Genomic DNA, 18,895 nt, shown 5'->3' with positions numbered 1-18,895 from the left:
TACGCCTGTTATGAACGCGTTCAAAAGTTGGGAGGGTGTTGCGGCGCTCACAGCCCGACGATCGCGTTCCACCTCTTCGCGAAGGGCTGCCGCTCCTCGGGGGTGATGTCCCGGGCGATGGCGAGCCTCCCCCGCATGGCCGCGTCCGGGAAGATCAGCGGGTCCTCGGCGAGGGCCACGAGGTCCGCGTCGCCGGAGTCCGCGAGGACGTCCCGGGCGGCCGGCACCGGGCAGACGTAGTTGACCCAGGCGGCGAGTTCGGCGGCGACCTCGGGCTCGTAGTAGTAGTCGACGAGCCTCTCGGCGTTGGTCTTGTGCCGGGCGCGGTTGGGGATCATGAGGGACTCGGCCCAGAGCTCGGCGCCCTCCTCGGGGACGACGAACTCGATGTCCGGGTTGTCGGCCTGGAGCTGGATGACGTCGCCGGAGTACGCCTGACAGGCCAGCACGTCGCCACTGGACAGGTCCTTGATGTAGTCGTTGCCGGTGAAGCGGCGGATGTGCTTCGTGGCGACGAGCCGCTCGATCCGCTCGCACAGGGCGTGGAAGTCGTCACCGGTCCACCGGGTGACGTCGACGCCCTCACCCAGCATCAGCAGGGCGAAGGACTCGTCGAGCCCGGAGAGCAGCGTGACCTTGCCGCGCAGGTCGTCGGCCCACAGCTCCCGGGTGGAGCGCAGTTCCCGGCCGAGCTTCCTCCGGTTGTACGCGATGCCGGTGATCCCGGACTGCCAGGGAACGCTGTGCCGCCGCCCCCGGTCGAAGGCGGGGTCGCGCAGCTGCGGGTCCAGCCGCGCGGCGACGTTCGGCTGTGCCGCGCGGTCCATCTCCTGGACCCAGCCGAGGCGGACGAAGCGGGCGGCCATCCAGTCGCTGACGACGATCAGGTCGCGGCCGGTCTCCTGGCGGTTCATCAGGGACGGGCCGATCTTGCCGAAGAACTCGTCGTTGTCGTTGATCTCCTCCGTGTAGCGGACGGAGATCCCGGTGCGCGAGCGGAAGGCGTCGAGGGTGGGCCGCTTCCCGGAGTCCTCGTCGTCGGTGTCGATGTAGAGCGGCCAGTTGGCGAAGTCGAGCGTCCGGTCGCGCGCGGAGAGGTCGCGGCCGGACCGGTCGCCCTCGTCGACGTACGCGGCGGGGACCCCGCATCCGGCGGCGAGGAGGCTCGCCGTTCCGGCACCGCCGATGCCGCGCAGCAGGGACCGGCGGGACATGTTCTTGCTGGCTTTCGCTCTCACCCGAGCAGCATCCCGGCCCGCCTCCACCTGCGGCAATGGACGGTCCGTCGAGCGAAGGACCGCGGCCCCGACACCCTGTCGATCAAGGTGTCGGGGCCGCGGGAGGCGGAGCCGGGAGGGTCAGCCCAGGGAGGTCATGACGTGCTTGATACGCGTGTAGTCCTCGAAGCCGTAGGCGGAGAGGTCCTTGCCGTAGCCGGACTTCTTGTAGCCGCCGTGGGGCATCTCGGCGACCAGCGGGATGTGGGTGTTGATCCACACACAGCCGAAGTCGAGCGCCTTGGACATGCGCATCGCGCGCGCGTGGTCCTTGGTCCAGACGGAGGAGGCGAGGGCGTACTCGATGTCGTTGGCGTACGAGAGGGCCTGGGCCTCGTCCGTGAAGGACTGGACGGTGATGACCGGGCCGAAGACCTCGTTCTGCACGATCTCGTCGTCCTGCTTGAGGCCGGAGACGACGGTCGGGGCGTAGAAGTAGCCCTTGTCGCCGACGCGGTGACCGCCGGCCTCGACCTTGGCGTGGGCCGGGAGGCGGTCGATGAAGCCGGAGACCTGCTTCAGCTGGTTGGCGTTGTTGAGCGGGCCGTACAGCACGTCCTCGTCGTCCGGCTGACCGGTCTTCGTCTCGGCGGCGGCCTTGGCGAGGGCGGCGACGAACTCGTCGTGGATGGACTCGTGCACGAGGACGCGGGTGGCGGCGGTGCAGTCCTGGCCGGCGTTGAAGAAGCCGGCGACGGAGATGTCCTCGACGGCCTTGTCGATGTCGGTGTCCTCGAAGACCACGACGGGGGCCTTGCCGCCCAGCTCCAGGTGGACGCGCTTGACGTCCTTGGCCGCCGACTCGGCGACCTGCATGCCGGCGCGGACGGAGCCGGTGATGGAGGCCATCGCCGGGGTCGGGTGCTCGACCATGGTCTTGCCGGTCTCGCGGTCGCCGCAGATGACGTTGAAGACGCCCTTGGGGACGATCTGCCCGATGATCTCGGCCATCAGGACGGTCGACGCGGGGGTCGTGTCCGAGGGCTTGAGGACGACGGTGTTGCCCGCGGCGAGGGCCGGGGCGAACTTCCACACGGCCATCATCATCGGGTAGTTCCACGGCGCGACCTGGGCGCAGACGCCCACCGGCTCGCGGCGGATCATGGAGGTCATGCCCTCCATGTACTCGCCGGCCGAGCGGCCTTCGAGCATCCGGGCGGCACCGGCGAAGAAGCGGATCTGGTCCAGCATCGGCGGCACCTCCTCGCTCGCGACGAGGGCGGTCGGCTTGCCGGTGTTCAGCACCTCGGCGGCGATGAGGTCCTCGGCGCGCTCCTCGAAGGCGTCCGCGATCTTGAGGAGCACCTTCTGGCGCTCGGCCGGGGTGCTGTCACGCCAGGCGGGGAAGGCGGCCGCGGCGGCCTCCATGGCGGCGTCGACGTCGGCCTGTCCGGAAAGCGGGGAGGTGGCGTACACCTCACCGTTGACCGGGTTGACCACGTCGATGGTGCGGCCGTCGGCCGCGTCGCGGAACTCCCCGTTGATGTAGTTACGCAGCCGGCGCAGCTCGGTGGTCACTTGCCACCCCTCCTGTCACGTTCTGTCGTCGCACGTCCTTGTGCGGTGTCCCGATGGGCGAGACACCTCAGGGTAGTCGCTCGACCGACGCTTTCAACAGGCCCGACCCCCCTCAACTTCGGATTCGGTGAGATTCAGGGCTGCTCACAACGAATTACATCGCTCTCGGGTTGCACAACGGGCAATCTCGGTGCACAGTGAAGTCGTGGCCAGTCGAAGCACAGACTCCAGAACCGGAACCGGTTCGTCCCCGACGATCGACGCCGTCTCCCTGGCGATCATCGAACAGCTCCAGGAGGACGGCCGCCGTCCCTACGCGGCGATCGGCAAGGCCGTCGGCCTCTCCGAAGCCGCCGTGCGACAGCGCGTCCAGAAGCTGCTCGACCAGGGCGTCATGCAGATCGTCGCCGTCACCGACCCGCTCACCGTGGGTTTCCGACGGCAGGCGATGGTCGGCATCAACGTCGAGGGTGACCTGGATCCGGTCGCGGAAGCGCTCACGGCCATGGCCGAGTGCGAGTACGTGGTGATGACCGCGGGCTCCTTCGACCTGATGGTGGAGATCGTCTGCGAGGACGACGACCACCTGCTGGATGTGATCAACAGGCGCATCCGCACCCTCCCCGGCGTGCGCTCCACCGAGAGCTTCGTCTACCTCAAGCTCAAGAAGCAGACCTATATGTGGGGAACTCGATAATCGTGACCCAGGACCTCTCCAAGACCGCGTACGACCACCTGTGGATGCACTTCACCCGCATGTCGTCGTACGAGAACTCGCCCGTTCCCACCATCGTGCGTGGTGAGGGCACCTACATCTTCGACGACAAGGGCAAGCGCTACCTCGACGGTCTCGCGGGCCTGTTCGTCGTCAACGCCGGACACGGCCGCGAGGAACTGGCCGAGGTCGCGTACAAGCAGGCCAAGGAACTCGCGTTCTTCCCCGTGTGGTCGTACGCGCACCCCAAGGCCGTCGAGCTCGCCGAGCGTCTCGCGGACTACGCCCCGGGCGACCTGAACAAGGTCTTCTTCACCACCGGTGGCGGCGAGGCCGTCGAGACCGCCTGGAAGCTCGCCAAGCAGTACTTCAAGCTGCAGGGCAAGCACACCAAGTACAAGGTCATCTCGCGTGCGGTCGCCTACCACGGCACCCCGCAGGGCGCCCTGTCCATCACCGGTCTGCCGGCCCTGAAGGCCCCCTTCGAGCCGCTGGTCCCCGGCGCGCACAAGGTGCCGAACACCAACATCTACCGCGCCCCGATCCACGGCGACGACCCCGAGGCCTTCGGCCGCTGGGCCGCCGACCAGATCGAGCAGCAGATCCTCTTCGAGGGCGCCGACACCGTCGCCGCCGTCTTCCTGGAGCCGGTGCAGAACGCCGGCGGCTGCTTCCCGCCGCCGCCCGGGTACTTCCAGCGCGTCCGCGAGATCTGCGACCAGTACGACGTGCTGCTCGTCTCCGACGAGACGATCTGCGCCTTCGGCCGCCTCGGCACGATGTTCGCCTGTGACAAGTTCGGCTACGTGCCCGACATGATCACCTGCGCCAAGGGCATGACCTCGGGCTACTCCCCGATCGGTGCCTGCATCGTCTCCGACCGCATCGCGGAGCCGTTCTACAAGGGCGACAACACCTTCCTGCACGGCTACACCTTCGGTGGCCACCCGGTGTCCTCGGCGGTCGCGATCGCCAACCTGGACATCTTCGACAAGGAAGGCCTAAACCAGCACGTCCTCGACCAGGAGGGCAACTTCTTCGACACCCTGAAGAAGCTGCACGACCTCCCGATCGTCGGCGACGTCCGCGGCAACGGCTTCTTCTACGGCATCGAGCTCGTCAAGGACAAGGTCACCAAGGAGTCCTTCACGGACGAGGAGACCGAGCGCGTCCTGTACGGCTTCCTCTCCAAGGCGCTCTTCGACAACGGCCTGTACTGCCGTGCCGACGACCGTGGCGACCCGGTCATCCAGCTGGCCCCGCCGCTGATCGCCGACCAGGGCACCTTCGACGAGATCGAAGGCATCCTGCGCTCGGTGCTCACCGAGGCGTGGACCAAGCTGTAAGGACCAGGCTGCGAAGGACCGAGCCGAACAGGTCCCCCCAGCATCACGCCGCCCTCACGGCGTGACTACCGGCCCGGGATGCCGCCATCCGAGTGGATGGCGGCGGCCCGGGCCGTGTGCTGTCCGTACAAGCGGATCTGAATCCTTACGGTGCATCCCTGGCCGTGCCCTGGATCCTCACGGAGCCAGTGACCGACAGGCCCGTCTCTTCGTTCCCCCGTACGGGGGAACACAGATCGGATCCGACATCGAGGTGTACGCGATGGCCCCACCGGACAACGACGTGCTCTGGGCGCGTTCCCTGCACTGCGCCCTGGGCGGTTCGGACGCCCTCAGCGGCGTCTCCCTCGGCGTGCGCGAAGGCGAGATCCTCGCCCTCGTGGGCCCGCGAGGCAGCGGCAAGACCACCCTCATGCGCTGTCTGTCCGGCCAGCTCCTCGCCCAGCAGGGCGAGGTCTGGTTCAACAGCAGCCCCGTGCACACCCTGGGCCCCGCCGCCCGCGAACGGCTCCGCCGCGACCGCTTCGGCTGGATCGACCCCGAACCCGGCCTCGTCCCCGAGCTCACCGGCTGGGAGAACACCGCCCTGCCCCTGCTGCTCCGCGGAGTCTCCCACCGGGCCGCGAAGACCACCGCCCTGGAGTGGCTGGAGCGCCTCGACGTCGGCGCCTGCGCCCGCAAGCGCCCGCACGCCCTCACCCAGTCGCAGCGCCAGCGGATCGCGACCGCCCGCGCCCTCGTCACCACACCCTCGGTGCTCTTCGCGGACGAACCCACCGCCACCCTGCACCGCGCCGACGGCACACAGGTCCTGCGCACCCTGACGGCCGCCGCCCGCTCGCACGGCATCACCGTGCTCCTCGCCACCCACGACGGCGAGGTCGCGGCGCTCGCCGACCGCACGGTCGCGCTCCTGGACGGACGCCGGGCCGGCACCGTACCCCCGGCGTCAGGGGCGGAGGGCGTCGCCGCGTGCTCGCTCTCCGTCTAGCCCGCGGGGCCCACCCCCTCGTCCTGATCCGCCGGCTCCTCGTCGCCGCCGCGGCCGCGGGGGTGGGCTTCCTCCTGCTCTGCACCCTGGGATACGCCGTCGGGCATCCGGAGCGCTCCTCGGCGTCCGTACTGCGGCTGCTCTGGTGCGTGCTGCCGCTCGCCGCCACCGTCCAGTTCGCCGTGGCGGTGGCCCGCGCCGATCCCAGCACCCGGCCCCGGCCGGGACTCTCCGCGGTCGGCCTCGGCCCCGCCCGCCTCACGGCCGTCGCCGCCGCCTCGACCGCGATCTCCTGCACGCTCGGCTCCGCGGTCGCGCTCCTGTTCTACCTGCACCTGCGCGGTGACATCACGGGCCTGCCCTTCGACGGGGCCGCTGCCGGACTCCTCGCCGCCGACCGGCCGATCCCGCTCGCGGCGGCCCTCACCCTGCTCGCGGTGCTGCCCGTCGTCGCCGCCACGGCCGCGGGCCTCGCGCTGCGCCCGCGCACCGCGCCCGCCCCGGCGGAGGGCGCGGAGAAGCCGGTGCCGTCCGGCCTCCCGTGGGGCGTCGCCCTGGTCGCGGTCGGCCTGGCGGTCGAGACGTACGCGGGCCGCGGCGGAAGCGGCGACGGGCTCCCGCTGCCGGGCCGCTTCGACGGCAGCCCGGCGGGCGTCCTGGCCGGCTGGATCCTCACCGCGGTCGGCCTCGCCATGGCGGGCCCCGGCATCGCCCACGGCTGCGGCCGCCTCCTCCAGGCGGTCAGACCGGGCGCCACCCGGCTGCTCGCCGGCCGCGTCCTGATGGACGAGTCCCGCCGTATCGGCCGGCCCCTCGGCGTGGTGAGCGCGGTGATCTCCGGAACCCTCGCGGCGGCCACGCTGTACGACGCGAACACCGGCTCCGACGCGTTCGGCCCGCTCACCAGCCTGGGCGCCGGCCTGATCCTGGCCTGCACCACGGCCACCCTCCTGACCGCAGCGCTCGAATCCAGGCAGGGCCGCGCCCACACCACCACGGCCCTCCTCCGCATCGGCGCCCCGCCGACGGTGCTGCGCACGGCCGCCCTGCTGCGCGCGGGCGTCCTGCTCGCGGTCTTCCTGCCACTGACCTGGGCGGTCGGGGAACTCGCGGCGCTGCCGCTCACCGGCTGAGACACCAGGGGCGGTACGGCGGCTCCCGTCGTGGGTCCGCCACTCCGCCCCCATCGTGGGCCCATATGGCGACGCTTCCTCCGTCGACGAGGCACCGGAGGCGCTGGAACGCCTCACAAAGACGTAGCCGGTCTCCGCCGCGCGGCGGAGACCGGACCAGCCCCCCGAGCGACGCGCCCGGGGGGCGGCTCCGGGACGCTCGGAGCATGACGCCGAAGAGACGCCTGGCCGACTGGCCGTCCTGGGCCGGTCGCGCCGCCCTCCTCTGGTCCCTGCTGTACGCGACGGGCGCGGCCCTCGCCGCCCTCACCGATCCCGCGTTCGGCTACGCGCTGCTGACCAAGGGGACGGGCACGGCGGCCGAGGCGACCGCGGCCGTGCTGTACGCGGCCACCGCCGTCCTCGCGTACGCCATGCTCCGCCGCCCGGACGCCAGGTGGCTGTCCACGGCGGCGTGGCCGGTCGTCGCGCTCTGTCTGACCTCGGGCTTCGCCGCCCTCCTCAGCCCCCTCCACCTGCTGTTCTTCCTGTCCCGCAACCAGTCGCCGGTCGACTGGGCGGCCCTCGCCAACCAGAGCGCCGCCGTCCTCGGCGCGGTCCTCTGGGGATACGCGGCCCTCGCCCACCGCCGAGGGGCGCTCGGCGCCTGCCCGCACTGCGGCGGACGCGCCCCCGCCCCGGCCGGGCGCTCCCGGACCCGCGCCGGTCTCGTCGCCGTCGCCGCCCTGGTCCCGTACACCGCCCTGAAGACGGCCTGGGCGCTCGGCCTCACCGTCGGCCACACCGGCACCGGCCGCCCCGGCGTCGACCCGGAGTACACCAGCGACCTGGGCATCTGGCTGTACGACCACGGGGTCGACGTCACCGCGGTCCTCGCCGTCCTCGGCATGGTCGTCGCCCTCGCACTGACCCGCCCCTGGGGCCGACGGCTGCCCCGACTGCCGCTGCTCGCGCTCGGCTGGGCCGGGGCGGGCGCGCTCGCCCCCTTCGGGGCGCTCCTCGCCACGCTCGGCGTACTGGCCTGGACGGGCGTGATCGGCTTCGAACCGGCCGACCACGCACCCTGGGTGATCGCCGTCGCCTACGGCGGCTTCTCCTGTTACGGCCTCGCCCTGGCCCGCGCGACCTTCATCCGCCAGCGCTCGGACCGGGCCGCGTGCGGACGGTGCCAGGTCCTGTCCGGCTCCGCATGATCCACCGGGCGGGCCTCAGGTACTGTCCACGCCGGCTCCGGCTCACTTCCGCCAGTAGACGTGGTGCGTCACATTCCCGCTCGGGCTGGGCACGACGTCGACGTGGAACCGGTCGAGCAGCTCGTCGGGCGACTCCCAGAGCCGTGCCCCTGAGCCGAGCTTCACCGGCGCGACGGCGACGTGCAGGGTGTCGACGAGGTCCGCGTCGAGGAACTCCCGGACGGTCGTGGCCCCGCCGCCGAGTCGGACGTCCTTGCCCTTCGCCGCCTCCCGCGCCCGGGCCAGCACCGTGGCCGGATCGGCGTCGACGAAGTGGAACGTCGTGTCCGAGAGGGTGAAGGACGGACGCGGGTGGTGCGTCAGGACGAAGACCGGCGTGTGGAACGGCGGCTCGTCACCCCACCAGCCGCGCCACTCGTGGTCCTGCCAGGGCCCGCGCTGGGGCCCGAACTTGTTGCGGCCCATGATCTCGGCACCGATGTTCCGGGAGAAGTCCCGCGTGAAGTAATCGTCGAGGCCACGGCTGCCCCCGGGGTCGGTGCGGTTGGGCCAGCTCGCCGTGGCACCGGCCCAGGCGAACATCTCCCCGGGATCCGCGTGGCCGAACGGCCGTTCAAGGCTCTGCCCCTCACCGGCACCGAACCCGTCCGACGAGACCATGAAGTTCTGGACTCTGAGCAGCTGACCCATGGCTGTCACTCCTACGTGATCGACGAAGACGGCGACGAACACCATGGAGACTCTCCCGAGGGGAAGAACTCATCGCCCCGCTACGGGGTGTCGTCCCCCAGCACCACCACGTCCTCCGCCCGGAAGGCCACCCCCGTCGCGGCACCCTCCTCCGGGACCTCCCGCAGCGGGAACTCCGCCTCCAGCGGCGGCCCGTCCGCCGGGCGGAGCCGTACGGCCACCCGGCTGCCCCGGAACGTCCGGGACTCCACCGTCCAGACCCGCCCCTCCGCCGTCGGTACGAGCCGTACCCCGCCCGGCCGGACGAGGAGCCGCCGCTCGCCCTGCGGCGAGCCCTCCGGCACCGGGACCTTCCCCCACACCGTGTCCGCGACCGTCCCGCTCACCCGCGCCGCCACCACGTTGTCGAAACCGAGGAAACGGGCCACGAACTCCGAGGTTGGCCGCGACCACACCTCGACGGGCGCGCCCGACTGGGCGACGCGTCCGTCCCGCATGACCACCACCCGGTCCGCGAGCGCGAACGCCTCACCCTGGTCGTGGGTGACCGCGAGGACCGTCGTGCCCAGCCGTCCGAACAGCTGCCGCAGCTCCACGACGAGTCGCTCCCGCAGCCCCCGGTCGAGCTGGCCGAGCGGTTCGTCCAGCATGAGGAGCCTGGGCCGGGGCGCGAGGGCGCGGGCCAGCGCCACCCGCTGCTGCTCGCCGCCGGAGAGCGCGGCGACGGACCGCCGCCCGGCCCCCGGCAGACCGACGAGGTCGAGCAGCTCCGTGACCCGTCCGGTCTGTTCGGCGCGGCCCACCCCCCGCATCCGGAGCCCGAAGGCGACGTTGCCTGCGACGTCCCGCTGCGGGAACAGCTGGTGGTCCTGGAACATCAGGCCGACACCGCGCCGGTGCGTCGGCACCCCGCTCTGGTCGGTGCCGCCGAGCAGCACCCGGCCGCCGTCGAGCCTCTGGAGCCCGGCGACCACCCGCAGCAGCGTGGACTTGCCGCTGCCGCTCGGACCGAGCACGCACACGATCTCGTGGTCGGCGACCTCCAGGTCCACGGCGTCGAGCGCGGCCCGTTCCCCGAACCGTACGGTCGCCCCGTCGAGTCTCAGCATCAGAACTCCCCTGAGGTGCGATCGGTCCGGAGCCGTTCGAGCAGCAGCAGGGACACCGCGCACACCACCATGAGGATCGTCGAGAGGGCCATCGCCTGGCCGTAGTTGAGTTCGCCGGGCCGCCCGAGGAGCCGGGCCACCGCCACCGGCAGCGTCGGGCTGTCGGGCCGGGCGATGAAGACCGTCGCACCGAACTCGCCGATCGAGACGGCGAAGGCGAACCCGGCGGCGATGAGCAGCGCCCGCCGCACCAGCGGCAGGTCCACCTCCCGCCAGGCCCGCCACGGGGACGCGCCGAGCACGGCCGCCGCCTCCCGCAGCCGCTCGTCGACCGCGCGAAGGACCGGCAGCATCGTCCGTACGACGAAGGGGACGCCGACCAGGGCCTGCGCGAGGGGCACGAGGATCCAGTCGGCCCGCAGGTCGAACGGCGGCTCGTCGAGGGTGATGAGGAAGCCGAAGCCGACGGTCACGGCGGACACCCCGAGCGGCAGCATGAGGAGCGCGTCGAAGCCCCGCACGAGCCGCCCGGCCCGCCGGGTCAGAGCGGCCGCCGCGAGTCCGCCGATGACGAGGGCGATCAGGGTGGCGACGACGGCGTACCGGAGCGAGTTCCCGATCGTGTCAAGGAGGGGTACGAGGAAGGTGCCGGAGGGGTCCGGGGTCTGCAGGGCCCGGTAGTAGTCGAGCCCGTATCCGCCGGAGGTCGCGAAGGACCGCTCGACGAGCACGCCGAGGGGCAGCACGATCAGCAGCGCGACGGACAGCAGGACGGCCGCGAACAGCGCCCACTGGCCGGCGCCCCGAGGCGGGCGCGCGTTCTGCTCGGGCGCGACCAGCTTCAGCGCGGTCTCACGCCGGCGGACCGTCCGGGCGTGCACGGCGAGGACGACGCCGACGGCGACGAACTGCACCATCGTGAGGACGGCGGCCGTCGTCAGATCGAAGCGGATGACGGTCTGCCGGTAGATCTCCGTCTCCAGGGTGGAGTACGTGGATCCGCCGAGGATCTGGACGACGGCGAAGGAGCTCGCGGTGAAGAGGAACACCATCAGCGCGGCCGCGGCGACGGACGGGGCGAGCGCCGGCAGGGTCACGGTCCGCCACGCGGTCCAGCGGGACGCGCCGAGGACCCGGGCGGCCTCCTCCTGGCGCGGGTCGAGCTGCGCCCACAGGCCGCCGACGGTCCGTACGACGACGGCGTAGTTGAAGAACACATGGGCGATCAGGATCGCCCAGACGGTGGTGTCGAGCCGGACGCCCCACAGCTCGTCGAGGAGCCCGCCGCGCCCGACGAGCGCCAGGAAGGCCGTGCCGACCATGACGGTCGGCATCACGAAGGGCACGGTGACGACGGCGCGCAGCAGCCCCTTGCCGGGAAAGTCGAAGCGCGCGAAGACGTACGCGCCGGGCAGCGCGATCAGCAGGGTGAGACCGGTGGAGGCGAGTGCCTGCCAGAGCGTGAACCACAGGACGTCGAGAATCTCCGGCCGGCTCAGCGTCTCGCCGAACCGGCCGAACTGCCACGCCCCCTCGACCCGCAGCCCGCGCTCGACGATCGAGAGGACGGGCCAGGCGAAGAAGAGCGCGAAGAAGGCGACGGGCACGACCATCAGGCCGAGCCGCGCCGCGCTTCCCCCGCGGTCGGGGATTACTTCAGGACGAGCGACGACCACTGCTGGATCCACGCGTCACGCTTCTCGGCGATCTTCTCGGGCGCCATGGTCTCCGGCTTGTCGACGACCACACCGTGCTTCGTGAACAGCTCCGGCAGGACGGCGTCCTTCGCGACCGGGTTGACGAACATCTGGAGCGGCATGTCCTCCTGGAACTTCTTCGAGATCAGGAAGTCGATCAGCGCCTTGCCGCCCTCGGGGTTCTTCGCGCCGTTCAGCAGGCCCGCGAACTCGGTCTGCCGGAAGCAGGTGCCGGTGGCGACGCCGGTGGGCGCCACCTTCGGCTGCGGCTCGCCGTACAGGACCTCGACCGGCGGGCTGGAGGCGTACGACACGACGAGCGGCCGGTCGCCCTTGGCCTGCTTGCCGCCGGCCGAGCCGGAGAACTCCTGGTTGTAGGCGAGCTCCCAGCTGTCGACGGTCTTCACGCCGTTGGCCTTGAGCTTCGTCCAGTAGTCCTGCCAGCCGTCGTCGCCGTACTTCGCGGCCGTACCGAGGAGGAAGCCGAGGCCCGGGGAGGACCGCTCCGGGTTCTCGACGACGAGCAGGTTCTTGTACGCGGGCTCCGCCAGGTCGTCGAAGGTCCGCGGCGGAGCCAGCTTCTTGTCGGCGAAGTACTTCTTGTCGTAGTTGACGCAGATGTCACCGGAGTCGACCGGCGTGACCCGGTTCTCCTTGTCGAGGCGGTACTCCGCCGGGACGCGGTCGACGCCCTTCGCCTCGTACGGGACGAAGATCCCGTTGTCGAGGGCGCGGGAGAGCAGGGTGTTGTCGACGCCGAAGAAGACGTCACCCTGAGGGGAGCCCTTGGTCAGGATCTCCTTGTTGACGGCCTCGCCGGCGTCGCCGCTCTTCAGGACCTTGACGGTGAAGCCGGTCTGCTTCGTGAACTCCGCGAGCACCTCCTTGGAGGCGTTGAAGGAGTCGTGGCTGACGAGGGTGACGGTCTTCGGCACGGGCGCGCCGGACTTGCCCGCGGCGTCACGGACGTCGTCCGTGCCACAGGCGGCGAGGGTGGTCATGCCGAGCGCCGCGACGAGCGTGGCGGCGGCGGCCTTCTTGGTGGTCACTGAGATTCCTCCTGGGGTTGACCAGGAAGAGACGCGGCCCTGCCCGCGACCGGCGGAACCGGTCGCGAGCAGGGCGCAACAGCTTGAGTCAACAACCGAACTTCCTACCCAGAATGACCTGGGCAAGGTTCAGAGGGTCTGCGGTCCTACGGTGACCGCACTCTCAGCGCTGTGGCGCTCCCCTGTCGGAATATGGAGATGTGTTCGAGCTCAGAGTACAAGGTCAGCGTTCGGCGGCGGCCAGCTGTCCACAGGCGCCGTCGATCTCCTGGCCCCGGGTGTCCCGGACGGTCACCGGAACGCCGTGGCGCGCGATGGCCTCGACGAAGGCCTTCTCGTCCTCGGGACGGGACGCCGTCCACTTCGAGCCGGGCGTCGGGTTCAGCGGGATCAGGTTGACGTGTACCCGCTTGCCCTTGAGCAGCCGGCCGAGGAGGTCACCGCGCCAGGCCTGGTCGTTGATGTCCCGAATGAGCGCGTACTCGATGGAGATCCGGCGGCCGGACTTCTCCGCGTACTCCCAGGCGGCGTCGAGGACCTCGCGCACCTTCCACTTGGTGTTCACCGGTACGAGGGTGTCGCGCAGCTCGTCGTCCGGGGCGTGCAGCGAGACCGCGAGGCGGCACTTGAAGCCCTCGTCGGCGAACCGCAGCATCGCGGGCACGAGACCGACCGTGGAGACGGTGATCCCGCGCTGCGAGAGCCCGAGCCCGTCCGGCTCGGGGTCGGTGAGCCGCCGGATCGCGCCGACGACCCGCTTGTAGTTGGCGAGCGGCTCGCCCATGCCCATGAAGACGATGTTGGACAGCCGCGCCGGCCCGCCGGGGACCTCGCCGTCGCGCAGGGACCGCATGCCGTCGACGATCTGGTGCACGATCTCGGCGGTCGACAGGTTCCGGTCGAGCCCCGCCTGCCCGGTCGCGCAGAACGGGCAGTTCATCCCGCAGCCGGCCTGGGAGGAGATGCACATGGTCACCCGGTCCGGGTAGCGCATGAGCACCGACTCGACGAGCGTGCCGTCGTGCAGCCGCCACAGGGTCTTACGGGTGGTGTCGTCGTCGCACGAGATGTGCCGCACCACGGACATCAGGTCGGGCAGCAGCTCCCCGGCCAGCTTCTCCCGCGAGGCGGCCGGGATGTCCGTCCACTGGGCGGGGTCGTGCGCGTACCGCGCGAAGTAGTGCTGCGACAGCTGCTTGGCGCGGAAGGGCTTCTCGCCGATCGCGGCGACGGCCTCCTTCCGCTCGGCGGGCGTGAGGTCGGCCAGGTGCCGCGGCGGCTTCTTGGCTCCGCGGGGGGCGACGAAAGTGAGTTCTCCGGGCACTGGACGGGCCACGATCGGGTGTCTCCTCAGACGGCACGAGGTCTGGCCATCCCCGCGAAGGCGGGGACCGCGGCATCGCGATGCCGGAGCCAGGAGACCTCACTGGAACATCCCCGCAGTGGCGAGGACGACGGAAGGGCCCGCGGCGCACGTGCCACGAGCCCTTCCAGAGTACCCGGTGTCCGTCAAGCGGTTCCGACGAACAAAGCCAGCAGCAGCCAGACCACCGGCGCCGTCGGCAGCAGCGAGTCGAGACGGTCCATGATGCCGCCGTGTCCCGGCAGCAGCGTGCCCATGTCCTTGATGCCCAGGTCGCGCTTGATCATCGACTCGCCGAGGTCGCCGAGCGTCGCGCTCGCCGCCACCGCGACACCGAGGACCAGGCCCTGCCACCAGGCACCGTCGTCGATCAGGAACTCCATGCACAGCGCGCCCGCCGCCATCGCGAACGTCACCGCGCCGACCAGGCCCTCGCGGGTCTTGCCGGGACTGATCCGCGGGGCCAGCTTGTGCTTGCCGAAGCGCCAGCCGACCGCGTACGCCCCGGTGTCGCTGACCACGGTCAGGATCAGGAAGGTCAGCACCCGCTGCGCGCCGTCGTCGGCGGTCAGGAGCAGCGCCACGAAGGTCGCGAGGAACGGCACGTAGAACGCGGCGAACACGCCCGCCGTGACGTCCTTCAGATAGCCCTCGGGCGGCTCCGTCATCCGCCACACGAGTACCGCGAGCGCCGTCAGTGCCATCGCCACCCAGGCGCCCTCGGCGCCCCGCACGTAACCGGCGACGACCATCGCCGCACCGCCGACCGCGAGCGGGACCAGCGGAGCCTTGATCGCCTTGCGCTCCTGGAGGCGGGAGGTGAGCTCCCAGAGCCCGACCACCACGGCGACCGCTATCACCCCGATGAACGCCGGCTTCCAGATGAACAGCGAGGCGAAGATGACGGCGCCGAGACCGACCCCGACCCCTATGGCCGCCCCCAGATCGCGCCCCGCGCTCTTCTTCTGCCGTGGCGCCGTCGGCGGCGCGGGCGGCGGAGGCGTGGCGGGGCTGTGCATGGGCTCCTGCGGGTGCTCGTGCGGCGTCTCATCACGGAACAGGGGACCGCTCGGATGAGCGGCCCCCCGGCCGTGACCGTCCTGGAATCCGCCGGCGGGAACGTCGGGCACGATGGGCATGGGCCGAGTCTGCGCCGCCCGGTGCCGATCGTAGGCGGGACCCGCCGGGGCGGGCCCCTGGTCGGGTCCCCCGCGGCCGGAACCGGCCGGGGCACCCCAGGAAGAGTCGTTCATCAGACCTCGAGCAGCTCGGCTTCCTTGTGCTTGAGCAGCTCGTCCACCTGCGCGACGTACTTCGCGGTGGTGTCGTCGAGCTCCTTCTCGGCGCGGCGGCCCTCGTCCTCGCCGACCTCGCCGTCCTTGACGAACTTGTCGATGGTCTCCTTGGCCTTGCGGCGGACCGCGCGGATCGAGATCTTCGAGTCCTCGGCCTTGCTCTTGGCGACCTTGATGTACTCCCGACGGCGCTCCTCGGTCAGCTCGGGGAACACCACCCGGATGATGTTGCCGTCGTTGCTCGGGTTGACGCCGAGGTCCGAGTCCCGGATCGCCTGCTCGATGTTGCGCAGCGCGCTCTTGTCGAACGGGGTCACCACTGCCATCCGCGGCTCCGGAACGGAGAACGACGCGAGCTGGTTGATGGGGGTGATGGCACCGTAGTAGTCCGCCACGATCTTGTTGAACATCGCCGGGTGCGCACGGCCGGTGCGGATCGCGGCGAAGTCCTCCTTGGCGACCACGACGGCCTTCTCCATCTTCTCCTCGGCCTCGAGGAGGGTCTCTTCGATCACCACATGCTCCTGCGTGTCGTCGCGTTGTGTCCTGCACGGTGTACGACCGGCAGGGCTCTGTCCATCCCCTTGCGGGGCGGTTCCCCGGTTCGGGTCAGGCCCGGGTGCCCTGGTCGCTCACGAGCGTGCCGATCTTCTCACCCTTCACCGCGCGAGCGATATTGCCCTCGGTGAGCAGTTCGAAGACGAGGATCGGGAGGTTGTTGTCCCGGCACAGGGTGATGGCGGTGGCGTCGGCGACCTTGAGGTCGCGGGAGAGCACCTCGCCGTACTCCAGCGCGTCGAACTTGACCGCGTCGGGGTTGCTCTTGGGGTCGGAGTCGTAGACGCCGTCCACGCCGTTCTTGCCCATGAGCAGGGCCTCGGCGTCGATCTCCAGCGCACGCTGGGCGGCCGTGGTGTCCGTGGAGAAGTACGGCATGCCCATGCCCGCGCCGAAGATGACCACACGGCCCTTCTCCAGGTGGCGCACGGCGCGCAGCGGGATGTACGGCTCGGCGACCTGGCCCATGGTGATGGCGGTCTGGACGCGCGAGTCGATGCCCTCCTTCTCCAGGAAGTCCTGGAGGGCGAGGCAGTTCATCACCGTGCCGAGCATGCCCATGTAGTCGGAGCGGGCCCGGTCCATGCCGCGCTGCTGGAGCTCGGCGCCACGGAAGAAGTTGCCGCCGCCGATCACCACCGCGATCTCCGCGCCGTCGCGGACGACCGCCGCGATCTCACGCGCGATGGCGTGCACGACGTTCGGGTCGACACCCAGGCCGGTACCGCCGGAGAAGGCCTCTCCGGACAGCTTCAGCATGTAGCGGCCGGCCGTCCTGCCGTTGTTGTCGTCGCCCTGTACGGCGCCCTGGTTCATGGAGATCTCCTCGTGCACATACGAAGGAGGCCATTGCCTTGGGTCCTCGCGGTATCCCGTGTGGCAATGGCCTCCTGTCAGATCTGCGGTCGTCCTGCGCGGGCCTGGACGACTGCTTCAGACCCTACCGGGGTCCGGTGTCCGTCGCGTTCGCGGACGGACTCAGATGCCGACCTTGATGCGGGTGAAGCGCTTCAGGGTGACACCGGCCTCGTCCAGGATCTGCTGGACGGACTTCTTGTTGTCAAGGGCGTACGGCTGACCGAGCAGCGTCGCGTCCTTGAAGAAGCCGTTCACGCGACCCTCGACGATCTTCGGGAGCGCGGCCTCGGGCTTGCCCTCGGCGCGGGTGGTCTCCTCGGCGACGCGACGCTCGGTCTCGACGACCTCGGCCGGGACGTCCTCACGGGTGAGGTACTTCGGCGCGAAGGCGGCGATGTGCTGGGCGACACCCTTGGCGACGGCGGCGTCGGCCTTGTCGAACTCGACGAGGACACCGATCTGCGGCGGGAGGTCCGGCATCGTGCGGTGCATGTACGAGTAGACGAAGCCGTCCGAGTACTGCGCGAAGCGGTCCAGGACGATCTTCTCGCCGAGGTTGGCGTTGGCCTCGTCGACGAACGCCTGCACGGTCTTGCCGGCCTCGATCTCGGAGGCGAGCAGCGCGTCCAGGTCGGCCGGGGAGGTGGCGGCGACGTGGGCGGCGAGCTTGTCGGCGACGGCCTGGAACTTGTCACCCTTGGCGACGAAGTCCGTCTCGCACTTCAGCTCGACGAGGACGCCGGAGGTGTTGTCGTCGGCGATGAGGGAGACCACGGCGCCGTTCTCGGCGGAGCGGCCCTCGCGCTTGGCGACGCCCTTCTGGCCCTTGATGCGCAGGGCCTCGACGGCCTTGTCGACGTTGCCGTCGGCCTCGTCGAGGGCCTTCTTGCAGTCCATCATGCCGGCGCCGGTGAGCTCGCGGAGCTTCTTGACGTCAGCGGCGGTGTAGTTCGCCATGAGTCTGTTTCTCTCTCGAAGTCTGAAAGATCGGGCGGTCTACGGGTGGACGGCGGGGGCTTCGTGGGCCCCCGCCGTCGTCACCCGAAGGTCCTGAAGGGTCAGGCCTGCTCGGCGTCCGCGGCCGGAGCCTCGGCAGCGGCCTCGTCCTCGGCGGCGGCCGGAGCCTCGACGGCCTCGGCGGCGGGCGCCTCGGCGGTCTCGGCGGCGGGGGCCTCGGCGGCGGCCTCGGCGGAGGCCTCCTTCTTCTCACCCTCGAGCAGGTCGCGCTCCCACTCGGCGAGCGGCTCGCCGGCGGCCTTCTCGCCCGGCTTCGAGTCGCCGGTCGCGGCGCCGGAGCGGGCGATGAGGCCCTCGGCGACGGCGTCGGCGATCACGCGGGTGAGCAGGGTGACGGAGCGGATCGCGTCGTCGTTGCCCGGGATCTTGTAGTCGACCTCGTCGGGGTCGCAGTTGGTGTCGAGGATCGCGACGACCGGGATCCGGAGCTTGCGCGCCTCACCGACGGCGATGTGCTCCTTCTTGGTGTCCACGATCCAGACGGCGCTGGGCACCTTGGACATCTCGCGGATACCACCGAGGGTCTTCTCCAGCTTGGCCTTCTCGCGGGAGAGGACCAGGAGCTCCTTCTTGGTGAGACCCGAGGCCGCGACGTCCTCGAAGTCGATCTGCTCGAGCTCCTTGAGGCGCTGCAGACGCTTGTAGACGGTCGAGAAGTTGGTGAGCATGCCACCGAGCCAACGCTGGTTGACGTACGGCATGCCGACACGCGTCGCCTGCTCGGCGATGGCCTCCTGGGCCTGCTTCTTCGTACCGACGAACATGATGGAGCCGCCGTGCGCGACGGTCTCCTTGACGAACTCGTAGGCGCGGTCGATGTACGACAGCGACTGGAGCAGGTCGATGATGTAGATGCCGTTGCGCTCCGTGAAGATGAAGCGCTTCATCTTCGGGTTCCAACGACGGGTCTGGTGACCGAAGTGGACGCCGCTCTCCAGCAGCTCCCGCATCGTGACGACGGCCATGGCCGTATCTCCTTGGGTTTCTCGGTTGTGTTCCTGACGCCCCGGCGCGCCATGCCCACGAGGGACCGAAAGGCGCTGCCACGACCGGTGAGGGCAGTGGCGGGGCGTGCGAAGTCGACCC

Annotated in this window: 17 protein-coding genes and 1 riboswitch; of the genes, 5 read left to right on the top strand and 12 right to left on the bottom strand. The window is 70.5% G+C overall.

Going from position 1 to position 18,895, the window contains the following annotated elements:
* Window positions 1-47: 47 nt before the first annotated feature.
* Together ACFWUY_RS20220 and ACFWUY_RS20215 are read right to left on the bottom strand one after the other, a co-directional pair.
* Window positions 48-1,214 carry a PotD/PotF family extracellular solute-binding protein gene (locus ACFWUY_RS20220; RefSeq protein ID WP_384110252.1) on the bottom strand — a complete coding sequence of 389 codons (1,167 nt, stop codon included), beginning with the start codon at window positions 1,212-1,214 and terminating at the stop codon, window positions 48-50.
* Window positions 1,215-1,358: 144 nt separating this feature from the next.
* Entirely contained in the window at window positions 1,359-2,795 is a 1,437-nt protein-coding gene (locus ACFWUY_RS20215) for a gamma-aminobutyraldehyde dehydrogenase (protein ID WP_384109969.1), read from the bottom strand.
* 190 nt (window positions 2,796-2,985) lie between these two features.
* Between ACFWUY_RS20215 and ACFWUY_RS20210 the strand changes: the two genes are divergently transcribed.
* From ACFWUY_RS20210 to ACFWUY_RS20190, 5 genes are all read left to right on the top strand, one after another.
* Complete coding sequence (locus ACFWUY_RS20210; protein ID WP_046905507.1) at window positions 2,986-3,492, top strand: Lrp/AsnC family transcriptional regulator; 507 nt, start codon at window positions 2,986-2,988, stop codon at window positions 3,490-3,492.
* Entirely contained in the window at window positions 3,477-4,856 is a 1,380-nt protein-coding gene (locus ACFWUY_RS20205; protein ID WP_384109966.1) for an aspartate aminotransferase family protein, read from the top strand. Before ACFWUY_RS20210 ends, ACFWUY_RS20205 begins: the two co-directional genes overlap by 16 nt.
* A gap of 262 nt (window positions 4,857-5,118) precedes the next feature.
* Window positions 5,119-5,847: an ABC transporter ATP-binding protein gene (locus ACFWUY_RS20200; protein WP_384109960.1), complete on the top strand. Its 729-nt coding sequence runs from the start codon at window positions 5,119-5,121 to the stop codon at window positions 5,845-5,847.
* Window positions 5,829-6,980 (top strand): hypothetical protein, encoded by a 1,152-nt coding sequence (locus tag ACFWUY_RS20195; protein WP_384109954.1) that lies wholly within the window; start codon window positions 5,829-5,831, stop codon window positions 6,978-6,980. The genes ACFWUY_RS20200 and ACFWUY_RS20195 overlap by 19 nt, the downstream gene beginning before the upstream one ends.
* Window positions 6,981-7,186: 206 nt before the next feature.
* Window positions 7,187-8,173: a hypothetical protein gene (locus ACFWUY_RS20190; protein WP_384109949.1), complete on the top strand. Its 987-nt coding sequence runs from the start codon at window positions 7,187-7,189 to the stop codon at window positions 8,171-8,173.
* Window positions 8,174-8,215: 42 nt separating this feature from the next.
* Here the strand turns inward: ACFWUY_RS20190 and ACFWUY_RS20185 are convergent, their stop codons facing one another.
* From ACFWUY_RS20185 to rpsB, 10 genes are all read right to left on the bottom strand, one after another.
* Entirely contained in the window at window positions 8,216-8,863 is a 648-nt protein-coding gene (locus tag ACFWUY_RS20185) for a dihydrofolate reductase family protein (protein WP_384110245.1), read from the bottom strand.
* 80 nt (window positions 8,864-8,943) lie between these two features.
* A complete protein-coding gene (locus ACFWUY_RS20180; RefSeq protein WP_384109942.1) occupies window positions 8,944-9,972 on the bottom strand; it encodes an ABC transporter ATP-binding protein in 1,029 nt (342 codons plus the stop codon).
* Window positions 9,972-11,585, bottom strand: coding sequence for an ABC transporter permease (locus ACFWUY_RS20175; protein WP_384110238.1), 1,614 nt, complete (start codon window positions 11,583-11,585; stop codon window positions 9,972-9,974). The genes ACFWUY_RS20180 and ACFWUY_RS20175 overlap by 1 nt, the downstream gene beginning before the upstream one ends.
* A 38-nt stretch (window positions 11,586-11,623) precedes the next feature.
* On the bottom strand, window positions 11,624-12,670 hold the full coding sequence (locus ACFWUY_RS20170) for a thiamine ABC transporter substrate binding subunit (RefSeq protein ID WP_384110234.1): 1,047 nt from the start codon (window positions 12,668-12,670) through the stop codon (window positions 11,624-11,626).
* A 131-nt stretch (window positions 12,671-12,801) separates the two neighbouring features.
* Window positions 12,802-12,912, bottom strand: a riboswitch (TPP riboswitch).
* Window positions 12,913-12,941: 29 nt separating this feature from the next.
* Complete coding sequence (rlmN, locus tag ACFWUY_RS20165; protein WP_384109935.1) at window positions 12,942-14,054, bottom strand: 23S rRNA (adenine(2503)-C(2))-methyltransferase RlmN; 1,113 nt, start codon at window positions 14,052-14,054, stop codon at window positions 12,942-12,944.
* Window positions 14,055-14,227: 173 nt separating this feature from the next.
* Window positions 14,228-15,334, bottom strand: a complete 1,107-nt coding sequence (locus ACFWUY_RS20160) for a phosphatidate cytidylyltransferase (RefSeq protein WP_384109929.1) — start codon at window positions 15,332-15,334, stop codon at window positions 14,228-14,230.
* Window positions 15,334-15,891 carry a ribosome recycling factor gene (gene frr / locus ACFWUY_RS20155; RefSeq protein ID WP_384109922.1) on the bottom strand — a complete coding sequence of 186 codons (558 nt, stop codon included), beginning with the start codon at window positions 15,889-15,891 and terminating at the stop codon, window positions 15,334-15,336. Before frr ends, ACFWUY_RS20160 begins: the two co-directional genes overlap by 1 nt.
* Before the next feature lie 94 nt (window positions 15,892-15,985).
* Entirely contained in the window at window positions 15,986-16,750 is a 765-nt protein-coding gene (gene pyrH / locus ACFWUY_RS20150) for a UMP kinase (RefSeq protein WP_384109919.1), read from the bottom strand.
* Between the two features lie 162 nt (window positions 16,751-16,912).
* Window positions 16,913-17,749: a translation elongation factor Ts gene (gene tsf / locus ACFWUY_RS20145; RefSeq protein WP_384109916.1), complete on the bottom strand. Its 837-nt coding sequence runs from the start codon at window positions 17,747-17,749 to the stop codon at window positions 16,913-16,915.
* Between the two features lie 101 nt (window positions 17,750-17,850).
* Window positions 17,851-18,774 (bottom strand): 30S ribosomal protein S2, encoded by a 924-nt coding sequence (gene rpsB, locus ACFWUY_RS20140; protein ID WP_384109913.1) that lies wholly within the window; start codon window positions 18,772-18,774, stop codon window positions 17,851-17,853.
* Window positions 18,775-18,895: the final 121 nt, after the last annotated feature.

Origin of the sequence: Streptomyces sp. NPDC058664, from assembly GCF_042716635.1 — a bacterium.
Taxonomy (GTDB): Bacteria; Actinomycetota; Actinomycetes; order Streptomycetales; family Streptomycetaceae; genus Streptomyces.
The sequence above is the reverse complement of the archived record's forward strand: the minus strand, read 5'-3'. Positions and strand labels throughout refer to the sequence as shown.